This is a genomic window from Enterobacter asburiae (genome assembly GCF_008080435.1).
In the GTDB taxonomy this organism is placed as follows: Bacteria; Pseudomonadota; Gammaproteobacteria; order Enterobacterales; family Enterobacteriaceae; genus Enterobacter; species Enterobacter asburiae_C.
Genome location: NZ_VRKN01000011.1, coordinates 44,541 through 61,223, shown reverse-complemented (window position 1 = coordinate 61,223; position 16,683 = coordinate 44,541). Strand labels below are relative to the sequence as shown.

The following is a 16,683-nucleotide window of genomic DNA, read 5'->3' as shown; positions in this document are numbered from 1 at the left end:
CTGTTTTGTCGGGTGGCGGCTTCGCCTTACCCGACCTACAAAACCCGTAGGCCCGGTAAGCGGCAGCGCCACCGGGCTTTTTTTACAACAGCGGCGGGATGGTCGGCACCTGCGGCGCCTCGTCAATATCCTTCTGCGTCATGCGGAACGCTTCCGGGTAATGCTCACGGCTGGTACGGCGCAGCGGTTCGGTATCGCGCCAGGTATACAAACAATGCTGGCACTGGTAAACGGTCCAGACCCCTTTTACCGGCGATGTCGCCATCACTTCAATATGCTCATCGGCACAACGTGGACAAATCATCTTTTCCTCCTTATTGACGTGCTGCCAGCATCGCGGTCAGTTTTTCGGCCCAGGCTTTGGCTTCAGGCAGATCCTGTACCGGCTGGCTGTAGTGGCCCCGGGTGTCCGGCGCGACAGGCGTGGTGGCATCGATAATCAGCTTGTCGGTAATGCCCGCCGGGCTGGATCCAGGGTCAAGTTCAAGGACCGACATATTTGGCAGTTGCACCAGATCCCCTGCCGGGTTCACTTTCGACGACAGCGCCCACATCACCTGCGGGAGGTTGAACGGATCGACATCTTCATCCACCATGATCACCATCTTCACGTAGCCCAGACCGTGCGGCGTAGTCATGGCACGTAAACCGACCGCGCGGGCGAAACCGCCGTAGCGTTTTTTGGTGGAGATAATCGCCAGCAAACCGTGGGTGTACATCGCGTTCACCGCCTGCACTTCCGGGAATTCTGCTTTCAGCTGCTGGTAGAGCGGCACGCAGGTGGCCGGTCCCATCAGATAGTCAATCTCGGTCCACGGCATGCCGAGGTAAAGGGATTCGAAAATCGGTTTGGTGCGGTAAGAGACTTTGTCGATACGGACCACCGTCATGTTGCGGCCACCGGAATAGTGTCCGGTAAACTCGCCGAACGGCCCCTCGATTTCACGCTTGCGGCCCTCAATCACCCCTTCCAGGATCACTTCAGAACCCCAGGGCACATCGAAGCCGGTCAGCGGCGCGGTGGCAATCGGATACGGGCTTTCACGCAGCGCACCCGCCATTTCATACTCGGACTGATCGTATTTCAGCGGCGTGGCGCCCATCAGGGTGATGATCGGGTCGTTGCCGAGAGTAATCGCAATCGGCAGATCTTCACCGCGCTCTTCCGCTTTGTGCAGATGCAGGGCGATATCGTGCATCGGAACAGGCTGCAGACCCAGCTTGCGCTTGCCCTTCACTTCCATGCGGTAGATCCCGACGTTCTGCTTGCCGAAGTGATCCGGGTCGAGCGGATCGCGCGAGACAACACACGCTTTATCGAGATAAAAACCGCCGTCACCGTCGTTCAGGCGAAACAGCGGCAGGATATCGAACAGGTTAATGTCTTCACCGTCCACCGTATTCTGCGCCCAGGCAGGGTTGGCGCGGCGCTCCGGTGTGACGGGGAATTTATCCCAGCGGCGGATAAACTCGTCTATCTGTTTTTTTACCGGGGTGTTCGCAGGCAGCCCCATCGAAATGGCGTGGTTCTGCCAGGAGCCGATGGTGTTCATCACCACGCGGGCATCGGTAAAGCCACGAATATTGTCGAACCACAGCGCGGGCGCACCGTCGCCAATGCGGCCGGTCGCGTTAGCTGCCGCCGCCAGATCGGGCTCGGCGTTTACCTCTTCCTCAATTTTCAGCAGCTGCCCTTGCTCATCGAGCGCCTGCAGGAAGCTTCTCAAATCATCAAATGCCATCTTTATTCTCCTGTGAAAAATGTTTCGCCTCCCGCAGCCCGTTCCAGCGGCGCGCCTTTTTATGCTCCAGACCGAACTGGTCGAGCACGCGGGTCACAATATGCTGGGTAATGTCATCGGCGGTTTGCGGGTGGTTGTAATACGCAGGCATTGGCGGCACCATCGCCACGCCCATGCGGGAAAGTGCAAGCATGTTCTCAAGATGAATGGTGCTGAGCGGCGTTTCACGGGGAACCAACACCAGCTTGCGCCCCTCTTTCAGCACCACATCCGCCGCACGTCCCACCAGCCCTTCGGCGTAGCCCGCGCGGATACCCGCGAGTGTTTTCATGCTGCAGGGAATGACGATCATGCCGTCGGTGTGAAACGAGCCGGAGGAGAGGGTGGCGGCCTGGTCAGCAGGACTGTGGACAACGTCAGCCAGCGCTGCAACGTCCTGCGCGGTATAAGACGTTTCCAGCTCAATAGTGGTTTTTGCCCACTTAGACATGACCAAATGCGTCTCCACCTCCGGCATTTCCCGCAACGCCTGCAGCAATGCCACGCCCAGCGGCGCGCCCGTTGCTCCCGTCATTCCTACTATCAATCTCATTCATCACCTCAATCATTTTGTTCGTATACGAACATTATAAATAAGCTACTCCAGGATTGTTTTCCTGACAAGATCGTTCGTATACGATCACACGAATGGCTAAAAAATGCCGCGTTAAAATTGAGAGCAATAGCGGCTATCATAGAGGGAGATTTTTTCCGTCGGAGTGTTCATGGAACTAAGACAAGAGGCGTTCCACCTGTTACGTCAGCTTTTTCAACAGCATACTGCGCAGTGGCAACATGCCTTACCGGAACTAACCAAGCCACAGTATGCGGTTATGCGCTCCATTGCCGAGCATCCGGGTATTGAACAGGTGGCATTGACCGAAGTGGCGGTCAGCACGAAAGCGACCCTGGCGGAGATGCTCAGCCGCATGGAGGCGCGCGGGCTGGTCAAACGCGAGCACGATCCTGCCGATAAGCGCCGCCGGTTTGTCTTCCTGACGCCAGAAGGTGAAGCCCTGCTTGCAGGCTGCAAACCCGTTGGCAACGAAGTGGATGAGGCGTTTTTAGGGCGTCTTAACAAGGTCGAGCGGGAGCAGTTCTCTGCGCTCATCAAAAAGATGATGCACGATTAATTCACGCTGGTGCGCATAAAATCAATAAAGGTGCGCACTTTCGCTGACACATGCCGGGCATCAGGATAAACCGCATAGATGCCCTGCTGCGCAAAGGTATATTCCGGTAAAACCGGAACCAGTCTTCCCGCATCAAGCGCATCGCGCGCCAGCCATTCCGGCAGTAACGCCACGCCACCTCCGGCGAGCGCAAAGGCCATCAGGGCCTGAGCACTGTCGGCAAACAGGCGCGGCGCTTTTTTTATCTCCAGCGTTTCAGGCGCACCGCTGGCATCTTTCACCTGCCAGTGCAGCGGAGAGACCAGACGCTCGTGAATAATCCAGTCTGCGTGGGCCAACTGCGCAAGCGTTTCGATCGGATGGTTAACGAGCCACCCGGGCATCGCGACGGGGAGAATAGAGAAGTGCGAAATCAGTGCGGCGTGATTGCGCGAATCGGCAAGCGTTCCCAGCCGGATGGCCACGTCAAAGCGCTCCGAGATAAGGTCGGCGTGCAGGGACGACGAAACATGTCGCACGCGAAGATCCGGGTGCTGCCGGCTAAACCTGGCCAGCAGCGGTACCACGACCTGTGAGCCATACTCGGGCGTCGTCGTGATCCGCAGTTCGCCAGTGAGCCCCGCATGATTCGCGCGGACATCATCCTGCAATCGTTCTGCATCCTTCAAAAGCGCCACGCTGCGTTGATGAAAAAGCGCACCCGCCTCGGTTAACGTCAGGCGGCGGGTAGAGCGCAGCAGCAGCGTAACGCCCAGCTCATCTTCAAGCTGGCGAATATTAAAGCTGACCACAGCTTTTGTCAGCCCCATTGCCTCGGCTGCGGCAGTGAAACTGCCGGTATCGGCCACCGCAACAAACATCTGCGTCCGCTGTAAGTTAATCATCATCACGCCTTTTACTGTCAAAATATTTTTGACAGTATATCGCGCTTTGTCAGGTTTATCCGTGCTTGCCGGATCGATACGATACGCCACCTCACCGGAGGATCCACCATGACGTATCGCAGCAAAGTCGCCGTTGTTTATCTGCTGGGCTTTTTTCTTGATTTGATCAACATGTTTATTGCCAGCGTCGCCTTCCCGGCAATGGCTCACGCCTTTAACACCACGCCTTCAGCCTTGCCTGGGTCAGTAACGGGTACATTGCCGGCCTGACGCTGGTGATCCCGTTCAGCAGCGTGCTCACGCGACGCATCGGGCCAAAGCGCGTCATCCTGCTCTCGCTTTTTCTGTTCAGCGCAGCCTCTGCTGCGGCGGGCTTGTCTGCAACGCTTGAAAGTCTGATCGCATGGCGAGTGCTCCAGGGCATGGGAGGGGGCTTACTGATCCCCGTCGGACAGGCGCTGACCTGGCAACAGTTTAAGCCTCACGAGCGTGCCAGACTCTCCTCGGCGGTGATGCTGGTCGCGTTGCTTGCCCCGGCCTGCTCCCCTGCTATCGGGGGACTGCTGGTGCAAACGCTAAGCTGGCGATGGATATTTTTCGCCACGCTCCCGGTCGCTATCGTGACCTTTGTTTTGGCCTGCCTGTGGCTTAAACACGAAATGCCCACAATGAAAGCAGCCAGACTGCTAAACCTGCCGTTGCTCGCGGACCCACTTTTGCGTTTTTCCATGCTTGTCTATCTCTGTGTACCCGGCATGTTTATTGGGGTGAACGTCACGGGCATGTTTTATCTTCAGCACGTGGCGAACATGAGCCCAGCCACAACGGGGATGCTCATGCTGCCGTGGTCTGTGGCATCGTTTATCGCCATCACGGCAACGGGACGCTATTTTAACCGTATCGGCCCCCGACCGCTTATCATCATCGGCTGCCTGTTGCAGGCGACGGGTATTCTGCTTTTGATTAACGTCAGTTCGGCTACGCTGTTACCTGCCGTTGCGTTTACCCTGATGGGTGCGGGGGGAAGCCTTTGCAGCAGTACGGCTCAGAGCAGCGCTTTTCTGACGACGCGCCGGGAAGAGATGCCGGATGCCAGCGCGCTGTGGAACCTTAATCGTCAGTTGAGCTTTTTTGCCGGTGCCCTGCTGCTGGCGCAGGCGCTGAACCTGGCGCAGGCCTGGCTGACACCGATCGCCGCATGGCACGGGATGTTTATTTTTGCCGCAGGCATGACCTTATTGCCTGTACTGTACGTTTTTCGTCTTAACAATACGCAGGTGCTCACCCAACTGCGACAGGAGAATTCATGACGCCTTTCGAACACGACATTATCGACCTCCACATTGCGCTTGAAAACTGGTTAGGCAAAGGTGAAGGCGATTTCGATGCCCTGCTCGCCCGCTTCAGTCCAGATTTTCTGATGATCCCGCCCGGGGGAGTTCATGTTGACTATGACGGCCTTGTCAGCTTTCTGGAAAAACAGCGTGGAAGCCGTCCCGGACTGAAGATCGTCATTGACGAATTATCCACGATCCAGCGCTGGGATCGTGGCGCGGTGCTGCACTATCGTGAGACGCAAACCCGGCCAGACCTGCCCGTCAACGTGCGCTGGTCAACCGCGGTGCTCAATCAGGAAGGCGATCGGATAGAGTGGCGTCTGCTGCACGAAACGGCGCAGCCGTAGCACAAAAGAAAAAGGCCCGTCTCACGACGGGCCTTTTTTTGACGAAAGGTTGCTTATTCGCGGAACAGCGCTTCGATATTCAGACCTTGCCCCTGCAGGATTTCACGCAGGCGGCGCAGACCTTCAACCTGAATCTGACGAACACGTTCACGGGTCAGGCCAATTTCGCGGCCGACGTCTTCCAGTGTCGCAGCTTCATACCCCAGTAAACCGAAACGACGTGCCAGCACTTCACGCTGTTTGGCGTTCAGTTCGAACAGCCATTTGACGATGCTCTGCTTCATGTCATCGTCCTGCGTGGTGTCTTCCGGACCGTTGTCTTTTTCATCGGCCAGGATGTCCAGCAGCGCTTTTTCGGAGTCGCCACCCAACGGGGTGTCAACAGAGGTAATGCGCTCGTTGAGACGCAGCATACGGCTCACGTCATCAACCGGTTTATCGAGTTGTTGGGCAATTTCTTCTGCGCTTGGCTCGTGGTCCAGTTTATGGGACAACTCGCGCGCGGTGCGCAGATAAACGTTCAACTCTTTGACGATGTGAATCGGCAGGCGGATCGTACGGGTCTGGTTCATAATAGCCCGTTCGATAGTCTGACGAATCCACCAGGTCGCGTAGGTTGAGAAGCGGAACCCACGTTCCGGGTCAAACTTCTCAACTGCGCGGATGAGACCTAAATTGCCCTCTTCAATCAGATCCAGCAGAGCCAGACCACGATTGCCGTAACGGCGGGCAATTTTCACGACCAGTCGCAGGTTACTTTCTATCATGCGACGACGCGAGGCCACATCACCACGCAAAGCACGACGTGCGAAATAGACTTCTTCTTCGGCCGTTAGCAGTGGGGAGTAACCAATCTCCCCAAGGTAAAGCTGAGTCGCGTCCAGTACACGCTGTGTGGCACCCTGCGATAACAGCTCTTCTTCAGCCAAATCGTTATCACTGGGTTCCTCTTCTACTAAGGCTTTTTCGTCAAAAGCCTCTACTCCGTTCTCATCAAATTCCGCGTCTTCATTTAAATCATGAACTTTCAGCGTATTCTGACTCATAAGGTGGCTCCTACCCGTGATCCCTGAACGAGACACCCTGGCTGGCATGCCCCGTCAAATTATCGCTGCGGCAAGTACTGCAGCGGGTTTACGGATTTCCCCTTGTAACGAATTTCAAAATGCAAGCGTGTAGAACTGGTTCCGGTGCTACCCATGGTAGCGATTTTTTGCCCCGCCTTAACTTCTTGTTGTTCCCGGACCAGCATTGTGTCGTTATGGGCGTAGGCACTCAGGTAATCATCGTTATGTTTGATGATAATAAGATTACCGTAACCGCGCAGAGCGTTACCGGCATACACAACGCGTCCGTCTGCGGTCGCGATGATAGCCTGTCCTTTACTCCCTGCGATATCGATCCCTTTATTTCCCCCTTCGGAAGAAGAGAAGTTCTCGATAACCTTGCCGTCAGTTGGCCAGCGCCATGCAGAGATTGGCGAACTGGAGGTCATACTGCTGGCAGTCGGTTCAGTAGAGCTAACCACAGGTGCCGTCACCGGTGCTGTGACAACAGTCGCAGTACCTTTATTATTCGGCAACATTTTGTTAGCAGTCTGATCACCTGAATCCTCAGAATACGTAATTACAGGTTGTGAAGCAACCACCGTGGTGGATTTTTGTGCAGGCTTAACGCTGTTATTTTGAGCCGTCACATCGGCCGCTGAAACGGTGTTGCCAGGCGTCAGCGGCGTGCCTGTCGCGTTGCCCACCTGGAGCGTTTGCCCGACTTCAAGGCCATACGGGGCCTGGACGTTATTGCGCTGCGCGAGGTCACGGAAATCGTTCCCGGTGATCCACGCAATGTAGAACAGCGTATCGCCGCGTTTCACGGTATAGGTGCTGCCGCCGGTATAGCTGCCTTTCGGAATGTTCCCATACTGACGGTTATAGACTATGCGGCCATTTTGAGTCTGAACAGGCTGTTCCACTGGCTGAATCTGCGTCGGCTGCGTCATTGGACGTTGAACCGGCTGAATAGGCGGATTTTGTTTCGCCGTAGAGGTACCCATTTTAGGCGGAGGTGTGATCAACATTCCGCTGGACGTGTTACCCGAACCGCTGTTTCCGCCGACAGAACTGACGGGCGCAGGCGCGTTGTTAGAACTTGTACAGCCTGCCAGCCAGAGCGAAACCAGTGATAATGCCGCAACACGGCTGATGGTGAATTTAGGGCTTCCCGCGCTCATTTATCCCCCAGGAATGTGTTAACTACCAGTGACTTAAAATTTACCGTGATGGCACGAATCTTTCGCGCCACACCATACGCTGAATTTGCCTTAATAACCCTGGATAATTCCGAGTCTCAGGCCAACTCCCCCTTTACCAGAGGCACAAAGCGCACGGCTTCCACGGTGTCGATAATAAACTCGCCGCCGCGCCGACGAACGCGCTTCAAAAGCTGCTGCTCGTCCCCGACAGGCAGAACAAGAATGCCCCCCTCATCCAGCTGCGACAACAGGGCAGCAGGAATTTCTGGCGGGGCCGCCGTCACGATGATCGCGTCAAACGGGGCGCGAGCCTTCCAACCCTGCCAGCCATCACCGTGTCGTGTCGAAACATTATGTAAATCAAGTTGTTTCAGGCGACGACGCGCCTGCCACTGCAAACCTTTAATCCGCTCAACGGAGCATACATGATGAACCAGATGCGCCAGGATCGCGGTCTGATACCCCGACCCGGTGCCAATCTCCAGCACGCGGGAGTCGGGCGTCAGCTCCAGCAGCTCCGTCATGCGTGCCACCATGTAAGGCTGCGAAATCGTCTGGCCCTGCCCGATGGGCAGCGCCACGTTTTCCCACGCTTTGTGTTCAAACGCCTCATCTACAAATTTCTCACGCGGAACCTGAGCAAGCGCTTCAAGCACGTGCTCGTCGCGGATCCCCTGCGCGCGGAGTTGTTCCAGAAGAGTTTGTACACGTTTGTTTACCATTGCGCGTTCACTCCTGCGCGATCCAGCCAGCCCGACACCACATCATGCGCGCTATACGCGGTTAAATCTACGTGCAGCGGGGTAACCGAAACATAGCCTTCCTCCACGGCGGCGAAGTCGGTATCCGGACCCGCATCGCACTTATCGCCGGGAGGGCCAATCCAGTAAAGCGTGTTGCCGCGAGGATCCTGCTGCGGGATCACCTGATCGGCAGGATGTCGGCTCCCGCAACGGGTGACGCGAATGCCCTTAATTTCATCAAGAGGAAGATCCGGCACGTTGATGTTGAGGATACGCCCGGTACGCAACGGCTCGCGGCCGAGCGCTCGCAGGATCGAACAGGTCACCGCGGCAGCGGTGTCGTAGTGCGTGTGGCCGTTTAACGAGACCGCCAGCGCCGGGAACCCCAGATGGCGCCCTTCCATTGCGGCCGCCACGGTACCGGAGTAAATCACGTCATCGCCAAGGTTAGGACCGGCGTTGATGCCGGAGACGACGATATCAGGACGCGGTCGCATCAGCGCGTTCACGCCCAGAAAAACGCAGTCGGTTGGCGTGCCCATCTGCACGGCAATATCGCCATTTTCAAAGGTAAAGGTGCGAAGCGACGACTCCAGCGTCAGAGAGTTAGACGCTCCACTGCGGTTACGATCGGGTGCCACGACCTGCACATCCGCAAATTCGCGAAGGTGTTTCGCCAGGGTCTGAATGCCTGGCGCGTGGATCCCGTCATCGTTACTCAGCAATATTCGCATAATCACCCGAGGTGTTGATAAGTTCCCTGACAACACTGGTGGCAAAGCTACCTGCCGGTAGCCAGAAGCGTAACTCGACGGTCACGTCATCCCACCAGTTCCAGCTTAACTGCTGCGGATAGAGCAGCATCGCGCGGCGTGCCGCTTCGACTTTTTCCCGCACCAGTAAGGATTGCAATTCTGGCGCATCCGCTACGGCTGACTGCTCAGCGGCCAGCGCGTCGCCCTGTGTTCCCCAGTCGCCCGTACCGGGCAACGCGGCGGTAATCATCAGCGCTTTTGCGTCCACGCGCGACTGCACATCGGCCATTTCTTCGGCCGTTGCCACAAACCAGCTTCCGCGTCCCGCTAATTGTAGCGCATCGCCAACAACAACTTGATTCGCGTCCGGTTTTTTCAGCCTTTCGCTCACAATCTGATTAAACAACGCACTGCGGGCCGCCGACAACCAAAAACTGCGTTTATTCCTGTCACGCACCGGTGTATCGCTTTGCGCCCAGCGCAGCGCGCCCTGCAGGTTGCTGCCGCCAATGCCAAAGCGCTGCGCGCCAAAGTAGTTCGGTACACCGCGTTCATTGATGGCGTTCAGACGTTTTTCAACGTCTTCGCGGTGGGACACTTCACGCAGTACCAGCGTAAAGTCGTTCCCCTTCAATGCCCCCAGACGCAGTTTGCGCTTGTGGCGGGCGAACTCCAGTACCTTACAGCCTTCAAGCTCAAATTTACTTAAATCAGGCATCGTATTGCCAGGAACGCGCGCGCAGAGCCACTGTTCAGTGACGGCGTGTTTATCTTTCTGCCCGGCAAAGCTCACTTCGCGGGCGTGAATTTTGAGGAATTTTGCCAGCGCGTCGGCCACAAAGCGGGTATTGCAGCCATTTTTCAGAATACGTACCAGGATATGTTCGCCTTCGCCATCCGGCTCAAAGCCCAGATCCTCCACCACGAGGAAATCTTCCGGGCTGGCTTTCAGCACCCCGTTCCCCTGCGGTTGACCGTGCAGGTATGTCAGGTTGTCGAAGTCTGTCATTTGCTCGCCTTCAGCAGCAGCGCCACGGCTTCACAGGCAATCCCTTCGCCACGCCCGGTAAAGCCCAGCTTCTCGGTCGTCGTCGCTTTGACGTTCACGTCGTCCATATGGCAGCCCAGATCTTCTGCAATAAACACGCGCATCTGCGGAATATGCGGCAGCATTTTCGGGGCCTGAGCAATAATCGTCACGTCGACGTTGCCGAGGGTGTAGCCTTTCGCCTGAATGCGACGCCACGCTTCGCGCAGCAGTTCGCGGCTGTCCGCCCCTTTAAATGCCGGGTCGGTGTCCGGGAACAGCTTGCCGATATCACCCAGCGCGGCAGCGCCCAACAGCGCGTCGGTCAGCGCATGCAGAGCCACGTCGCCATCAGAATGCGCCAGCAGTCCTTTTTCATAAGGAATGCGCACGCCGCCAATGATAATTGGGCCTTCTCCGCCAAAGGCGTGTACATCAAAACCGTGTCCAATTCGCATTATGCCTTCTCCTGATGGGTCGAACGGGTAAGATAGAATTCCGCAAGCTGTAAATCTTCCGGACGCGTCACTTTAATATTATCAGCACGTCCTTCAACAAGCGTTGGGTGGAAACCGCAATATTCCAGCGCAGAGGCTTCGTCCGTGATGGTCGCACCTTCTTTAAGCGCGCGCGTTAAGCAGTCGTGGAGTAACTCGCGGGGGAAAAATTGTGGCGTTAGCGCGTGCCATAAATCGACGCGATCGACGGTGTGAGCGATAGCCTGTTTGCCCGGCTCGGCGCGCTTCATGGTGTCGCGCACCGGCGCGGCCAGAATCCCGCCAACCTTGCTTGTTTCGCTCAGGGCCAGCAGGCGCGCAAGGTCGTCCTGATGCAGACACGGACGCGCCGCGTCATGTACCAGCACCCACGGCGCGTTTCCGGCGGCCTGAATGCCCGCCAGCACGGAATCGGCGCGCTCGGCGCCACCGTCAACGACGGTAATCTGTGGATGATTTGCCAGCGGCAGCTGCGCGAAGCGCGCATCGCCAGGGCTGATGGCGATGATCACACGCGTCACCCGTGGGTGCGCCAGCAGCGCTGCCACAGCGTGCTCGAGGATCGTTTTATCGCCAATAGAGAGGTACTGCTTGGGACATTCTGTTTGCATGCGCCGGCCAAAACCTGCGGCCGGCACCACGGCGCATACGTCCGAAAAAGTTACTGCCATGTCGTAATCCTGGGCCTGATTATCGATTGTTTTGTGCTGAGCCCTGATTGCGTTTAGACGCATCCGGAACCAGACGATAAAAGGTTTCGCCCGGCTTAGTCATACTGAGTTCATTGCGTGCGCGTTCCTCAATCGCCTCTTGCCCGCCATTGAGGTCATCAATTTCAGCAAAGAGTTGATCGTTTCGCGCCTTAAGTTTGGCGTTTGTTGCCTGCTGAGCCGCGACGTCATCGCTTACCCGGCTATAGTCGTGCAGTCCGTTCTTACCGAACCACAGCGAATATTGCAGCCAGATTAGCAAAGCCAGCAACAGCAGCGTTAGTTTACCCATCCTGCCCCCTGAAAAACGGCATCCTCATCCCAAGACTTCCCCAGAGCACTACGCCGGGGTAACAGAGATGCCGCAACATCGCGGGCAAATGTACCACATTTTTTCCGCAGAATCGTCCTGCACAATATCGTTACACAGTTGGTTACGGTTTGAATTATGGCTGAAGTTAGCCCATGAGCCACAAAAATAACAGACCAAACATCAGAACCACCGTCACAATCGTGACCACGGTGCTGTACAGGAGCTTACCATTGAGCAACGAGTGCAGCGCAATGCCGACGACAACCGCCACGGGCATCAACGCCAGAAAGAAAGGCCAGGTGTAGAGAAAGAAGAACAGCGTGTTGCCGCCGTAGAGGAGAAACGGAATGCCAAGCGCCAGCAACCATGAGACGAAGCCAATGATGGCCCCAGGAAATGACCAGGTCGTTTCGTCGTCGGTCGCGAGCGGCTCCGACCCGGTGGTGGTGATGATGTAATGTTCACTGTTGCGCATAGCTAATCCTGTGACCGTGACTCATCGTTCGGGAAGACAGCTCCCGAACGATACCGTCTCAGGATCTGATAATATCGTCCCGTCTGAGCAGGTCTAATAATTGGCTTACTAAATTTGTTACCAATTGTTCACCTTCAAGGTGAATCTCAGGCGATTCAGGCGCTTCGTATACCGCGTCAATTCCGGTGAAGTTGCGCAGTTCTCCGGCACGCGCTTTCTTGTACAGCCCTTTCGGGTCGCGCGCTTCGCAAATCTCCAGCGGCGTATCGACAAACACCTCGATAAAGCGATCCTGACCGACGCGTTCGCGCACCATCTGGCGCTCGGCGCGGTGCGGAGAGATAAATGCGGTCAGCACCACCAGCCCGGCGTCAGCCATCAGGCTGGCGACTTCACCCACCCGGCGGATGTTCTCTTTGCGGTCATCGTCGCTAAACCCTAAATCGCTGCACAGGCCGTGACGCACGTTGTCGCCATCCAGCAGGTACGTGCTTACCCCCTGCTGATGCAACGCCTCTTCCAGCGCGCCCGCCACCGTCGATTTACCCGAGCCGGACAGCCCGGTAAACCACAGCACAACCCCACGGTGACCGTGGAGCCGTTCGCGCTGGGCGACGGTGACCGGATGAGCATGCCAGACGACGTTCTCATCATGGGCAGCCATTACTTGCCTCCCAGCAGATCGCGTGCGCCCCAGTGCGGGAAGTGTTTACGCACCAGCGCGTTCAGTTCCAGCTCGAAGGCACTAAATTCAGACGCCACGGCAGCCTGTTTAATCGGTTCGCGTACCATACCGGCACCGACGGTAACGTTGGTCAGCCTGTCGATAAAGATCAGCCCTCCCGTGACCGGGTTCTGCTGATACGGATCCAGCACCAGCGGTTCGTCGAAGGTCAGATCGACCAGACCAATGCCGTTTAGCGGCAGCTCGGTGACGTCACGCTGGGTCAGGTTGTTGATATCCACCTGGAACTGAATACCGTCCACGCGGGCGCGGGTTTTCTTGCCGGCAATTTTGATGTCATAGCTCTGGCCAGCGGTCAGGGGTTGCTCCGCCATCCACACCACATCCACGGAGGCACCCTGCACTGCCGCCAGCGTTTCCTGCGCGTCTACCAGCAGGTCGCCCCGGCTGATATCAATTTCGTCTTTCAGCACCAGCGTTACGGCTTCACCGGCGCCCGCCTCCTGCAGGTCACCGTCGAAGGTGACGATGCGGGCGAGGGTGGATTCCACGCCGGATGGCAGCACCTTGACGCGCTGACCTACCTTCACGGAGCCTGACGCGAGGGTGCCCGAGAAACCGCGGAAATCGAGGTTTGGACGGTTCACGTACTGCACCGGGAAGCGCATCGGCTGGGTGTCGACCACGCGCTGAATTTCAACGGTTTCCAGCACTTCCAGCAGCGTCGGGCCGCTGTACCACGGCATGTTCGCGCTCTGGGAGGCGACGTTATCCCCTTCCAGCGCCGAAAGCGGCACAAAACGAATATCCAGGTTGCCCGGAAGCTGTTCGGCAAAGGTCAGATAGCTCTGGCGGATCTCTTCGAACTTCTCTTCGCTGAAGTTCACCAGATCCATCTTGTTGACCGCCACCACCAGGTGTTTGATCCCCAGCAGCGTCGAGATAAAGCTGTGGCGACGGGTTTGATCCAGCACGCCTTTACGCGCGTCCATCAGCAGGATCGCCAGGTCGCAGGTGGAGGCGCCGGTTGCCATGTTACGGGTGTACTGCTCGTGCCCTGGCGTGTCGGCAATAATAAATTTGCGCTTCTCGGTAGAGAAGTATCGGTAGGCCACGTCGATGGTGATGCCCTGCTCGCGCTCCGCCTGCAGGCCATCCACCAGCAGGGCCAGGTCGAGTTTTTCACCCTGGGTGCCGTGACGTTTACTGTCGTTATGCAGAGAAGAGAGCTGATCTTCGTAAATCTGGCGCGTATCGTGCAGCAGGCGGCCAATCAGGGTACTTTTCCCGTCATCCACGCTGCCGCAGGTCAGAAAACGCAGCAGGCTTTTGTGTTGTTGCGCGTGCAGATACGCTTCCACGCCGCCTTCGTTGGCAATTTGTTGAGCAATAGTGGTGTTCATGGCGGCTCCTTAGAAATAACCCTGACGTTTCTTCAGCTCCATCGAGCCTGCCTGGTCGCGGTCAATCACGCGCCCCTGTCGCTCACTGGTGGTGGACACCAGCATCTCTTCGATGATCTCCGGCAGCGTCTGCGCGCTGGATTCCACCGCGCCGGTCAGCGGCCAGCAGCCGAGAGTACGGAAACGCACCATCTGTTTTTTGATCACTTCGCCCGGCTGCAGGTCGATGCGATCGTCGTCGATCATCATCAGCATGCCGTCGCGCTCCAGCACCGGGCGCTCGGCGGCCAGATACAGCGGAACGATCTCGATGTTTTCCAGATAGATGTACTGCCAGATATCCAGCTCGGTCCAGTTGGAGAGCGGGAAGACGCGAATGCTCTCGCCTTTGTTGATCTGACCGTTGTAGTTGTGCCACAGCTCCGGGCGCTGGTTTTTGGGGTCCCAGCGGTGGAAGCGGTCGCGGAAGGAGTAGATACGCTCTTTGGCGCGGGATTTCTCTTCGTCACGGCGCGCGCCGCCGAAGGCCGCGTCAAAACCGTATTTATTCAGCGCCTGCTTCAGCCCTTCGGTTTTCATGATATCGGTGTGTTTGGCGCTACCGTGCACGAACGGGTTAATGCCCATCGCCACCCCTTCCGGGTTTTTATGCACCAGCAGCTCGCAACCGTAGGCTTTCGCGGTACGGTCGCGGAACTCGTACATTTCGCGGAATTTCCAGCCGGTATCCACGTGCAGCAGCGGGAACGGCAGCGTACCTGGATAAAACGCTTTACGCGCCAGATGCAGCATGACGCTGGAATCTTTACCGATGGAGTACATCATCACCGGGTTAGAAAACTCGGCGGCCACTTCGCGGATGATATGGATACTCTCCGCTTCAAGCTGCCGCAGGTGTGTAAGACGTTTTTGGTCCATAACCGTTCCTTAAGCCAAATTTACGACAGAAGAACCAAAGCCTTCTGTATCGGTTGTGTGTTGGAACCAGGCGAGCGTGCTGTGCAGCTGCACCACTTCTCCCACCACGATCAGGGCGGGCATCGGGGCGTCTTTCGCCAGGGTTGCAAGATGTTCCAGCGTACCCGTCGCAACGTGCTGATCGACGCGCGTGCCGCGAGAAATGACGGCAACGGGCGTCGTCGCCTCGCGACCGTGCTGAATAAGCTGTTCGCTGATGTCCGCCGCCTTCATCGTGCCCATGTAAATCGCCAGCGTCTGGCGGCTCTGGGCGAGATGCGACCAGTCGAACGGCGTGCTGTCGGCCTTGTAGTGGCCGGTCACAAAGGTGACGCTCTGGGCGTAATCGCGGTGGGTCAGCGGGATACCGGCGTAAGCCGTTACCGCAGAGGCCGCCGTAATGCCGGGCACCACCTGGAACGGTACGCCCGCTTCGGCTGCCGCCTGCAACTCTTCACCGCCGCGACCAAAGATGAACGGATCGCCCCCTTTCAGGCGAACCACGGTTTTACCCGCTTTGGCGGCGTCAATCAGCATCTGGTTGGTGTCGTGCTGCGGCACCGAGTGCTCGCCAGCCCGTTTGCCGACGCAGATTTGCTCCGCGTCGCGACGGATCAGCTCGCGCACACCGTCGGTGACCAGATGGTCGTAGAACACCACGTCCGCATCCTGCAGCACCTGCAGGCCACGCAGCGTCAGAAGCCCGGCATCGCCCGGCCCTGCCCCCACCAGAATGATCTCCCCGCCCGTGCTGCCGGGGTTATCCAGTTCGTCCTCGAGGATTTTCTGCGCCGCCGTCTCATTACCGGCATGCATCAGGCTGGCAAAGCGGCCGCGAAACACGCGTTCCCAGAAGCGACGGCGTTCCGTCACGCTGGTCAGGCGCGTTTTCAGATGGTTGCGCCAGTAGCTGGCTTTCTCCGCCATGCGCCCAAGGCTGGTTGGCAGCAGCGCTTCAATTTTTTCACGCAGCACGCGCGCCAGCACCGGTGCGGTACCGCCGGAGGAGATCGCCACCAGCAGCGGCGAACGGTCAACGATCGACGGGAAGATAAACGAGCATAAAGACTGGTCGTCCACCACGTTCACCAGGCGGTAACGAGCCTGAGCGGCGTCGGAAATCCGCCGGTTCAGTTCGCGATCTTCGGTCGCCGCAATCACCAGCACGACGCTGTCGATTTGTGATTCGTCAAAATCCGCTTCTGCTACTACCCGCACCTGCGCCCCTGCGCGCTGCAGAAACGCGATTTTGCGATCGGCAATGTCACCCGTGCCAACAACCAGCACCGGCTTCTCTTTTATCGCGGCAAATAAGGGCAGATAGTCCACAAGCAACAACTCACTAACAACGAGGAATAAAGGGACTATAGGGGGCGGCTTAGACC

General features: G+C 57.3%; 19 protein-coding genes and 1 pseudogene. 3 read left to right on the top strand and 17 right to left on the bottom strand.

All coding sequences use genetic code 11. The annotated features are described in order from the left end of the window. Nucleotides 1–82: 82 nt before the first annotated feature. From FU672_RS18470 to FU672_RS18460, 3 genes are read right to left on the bottom strand one after another with little or no spacing between them, the layout of a single operon-like run. Nucleotides 83–304, bottom strand: coding sequence for a non-oxidative hydroxyarylic acid decarboxylases subunit D (locus FU672_RS18470; RefSeq protein WP_003862116.1), 222 nt, complete (start codon nt 302–304; stop codon nt 83–85). 10 nt (nt 305–314) lie between these two features. Next, nucleotides 315–1,742, bottom strand: a complete 1,428-nt coding sequence (locus FU672_RS18465) for a non-oxidative hydroxyarylic acid decarboxylases subunit C (protein ID WP_148244331.1) — start codon at nt 1,740–1,742, stop codon at nt 315–317. Then, nucleotides 1,732–2,334: a non-oxidative hydroxyarylic acid decarboxylases subunit B gene (locus tag FU672_RS18460; protein ID WP_148244330.1), complete on the bottom strand. Its 603-nt coding sequence runs from the start codon at nt 2,332–2,334 to the stop codon at nt 1,732–1,734. The genes FU672_RS18465 and FU672_RS18460 overlap by 11 nt, the downstream gene beginning before the upstream one ends. 172 nt (nt 2,335–2,506) lie before the next feature. On the opposite strand from FU672_RS18460, the gene FU672_RS18455 reads away from it, so the two are divergent. Continuing rightward, nucleotides 2,507–2,914, top strand: coding sequence for a MarR family winged helix-turn-helix transcriptional regulator (locus FU672_RS18455; protein WP_148244329.1), 408 nt, complete (start codon nt 2,507–2,509; stop codon nt 2,912–2,914). Here the strand turns inward: FU672_RS18455 and FU672_RS18450 are convergent. Beyond that, nucleotides 2,911–3,798, bottom strand: coding sequence for a LysR family transcriptional regulator (locus FU672_RS18450; protein ID WP_148244365.1), 888 nt, complete (start codon nt 3,796–3,798; stop codon nt 2,911–2,913). The two genes, FU672_RS18455 and FU672_RS18450, sit on opposite strands and share 4 nt — an antisense overlap. A 108-nt stretch (nt 3,799–3,906) precedes the next feature. Between FU672_RS18450 and FU672_RS18445 the strand changes: the two are divergent. After that, nucleotides 3,907–5,108, top strand: a pseudogene (locus FU672_RS18445) (MFS transporter). Beyond that, complete coding sequence (locus FU672_RS18440) at nt 5,105–5,482, top strand: DUF4440 domain-containing protein (RefSeq protein WP_148244328.1); 378 nt, start codon at nt 5,105–5,107, stop codon at nt 5,480–5,482. Before FU672_RS18445 ends, FU672_RS18440 begins: the two are co-directional and overlap by 4 nt. A gap of 53 nt (nt 5,483–5,535) precedes the next feature. Here the strand turns inward: FU672_RS18440 and rpoS are convergent, their stop codons facing one another. From rpoS to cysG, 13 genes are all read right to left on the bottom strand, one after another. Then, nucleotides 5,536–6,528 (bottom strand): RNA polymerase sigma factor RpoS, encoded by a 993-nt coding sequence (rpoS, locus tag FU672_RS18435; protein ID WP_148244327.1) that lies wholly within the window; start codon nt 6,526–6,528, stop codon nt 5,536–5,538. A gap of 59 nt (nt 6,529–6,587) precedes the next feature. After that, nucleotides 6,588–7,712 carry a murein hydrolase activator NlpD gene (gene nlpD / locus FU672_RS18430; protein ID WP_148244326.1) on the bottom strand — a complete coding sequence of 375 codons (1,125 nt, stop codon included), beginning with the start codon at nt 7,710–7,712 and terminating at the stop codon, nt 6,588–6,590. Nucleotides 7,713–7,828: 116 nt separating this feature from the next. Beyond that, entirely contained in the window at nt 7,829–8,455 is a 627-nt protein-coding gene (locus tag FU672_RS18425; RefSeq protein WP_023333224.1) for a protein-L-isoaspartate(D-aspartate) O-methyltransferase, read from the bottom strand. Continuing rightward, entirely contained in the window at nt 8,449–9,210 is a 762-nt protein-coding gene (surE, locus tag FU672_RS18420; protein WP_023333225.1) for a 5'/3'-nucleotidase SurE, read from the bottom strand. The genes FU672_RS18425 and surE overlap by 7 nt, the downstream gene beginning before the upstream one ends. Then, entirely contained in the window at nt 9,191–10,240 is a 1,050-nt protein-coding gene (truD, locus tag FU672_RS18415; protein ID WP_148244325.1) for a tRNA pseudouridine(13) synthase TruD, read from the bottom strand. The genes surE and truD overlap by 20 nt, the downstream gene beginning before the upstream one ends. Next, entirely contained in the window at nt 10,237–10,716 is a 480-nt protein-coding gene (ispF, locus tag FU672_RS18410) for a 2-C-methyl-D-erythritol 2,4-cyclodiphosphate synthase (protein WP_029741541.1), read from the bottom strand. The genes truD and ispF overlap by 4 nt, the downstream gene beginning before the upstream one ends. Then, nucleotides 10,716–11,426, bottom strand: a complete 711-nt coding sequence (gene ispD / locus FU672_RS18405) for a 2-C-methyl-D-erythritol 4-phosphate cytidylyltransferase (protein ID WP_032643093.1) — start codon at nt 11,424–11,426, stop codon at nt 10,716–10,718. Before ispD ends, ispF begins: the two co-directional genes overlap by 1 nt. A 19-nt stretch (nt 11,427–11,445) precedes the next feature. After that, on the bottom strand, nt 11,446–11,757 hold the full coding sequence (gene ftsB / locus FU672_RS18400; RefSeq protein WP_008499609.1) for a cell division protein FtsB: 312 nt from the start codon (nt 11,755–11,757) through the stop codon (nt 11,446–11,448). A gap of 166 nt (nt 11,758–11,923) precedes the next feature. Beyond that, entirely contained in the window at nt 11,924–12,253 is a 330-nt protein-coding gene (locus FU672_RS18395) for a DUF3561 family protein (protein ID WP_148244324.1), read from the bottom strand. 58 nt (nt 12,254–12,311) lie between these two features. Further along, entirely contained in the window at nt 12,312–12,917 is a 606-nt protein-coding gene (cysC, locus tag FU672_RS18390; RefSeq protein WP_148244323.1) for an adenylyl-sulfate kinase, read from the bottom strand. Continuing rightward, a complete protein-coding gene (cysN, locus tag FU672_RS18385; protein ID WP_148244322.1) occupies nt 12,917–14,341 on the bottom strand; it encodes a sulfate adenylyltransferase subunit CysN in 1,425 nt (474 codons plus the stop codon). Before cysN ends, cysC begins: the two co-directional genes overlap by 1 nt. Nucleotides 14,342–14,350: 9 nt before the next feature. After that, nucleotides 14,351–15,259 carry a sulfate adenylyltransferase subunit CysD gene (cysD, locus tag FU672_RS18380; RefSeq protein WP_006811770.1) on the bottom strand — a complete coding sequence of 303 codons (909 nt, stop codon included), beginning with the start codon at nt 15,257–15,259 and terminating at the stop codon, nt 14,351–14,353. Between the two features lie 9 nt (nt 15,260–15,268). Continuing rightward, nucleotides 15,269–16,627 carry a siroheme synthase CysG gene (gene cysG / locus FU672_RS18375; RefSeq protein WP_148244321.1) on the bottom strand — a complete coding sequence of 453 codons (1,359 nt, stop codon included), beginning with the start codon at nt 16,625–16,627 and terminating at the stop codon, nt 15,269–15,271. Nucleotides 16,628–16,683: the final 56 nt, after the last annotated feature.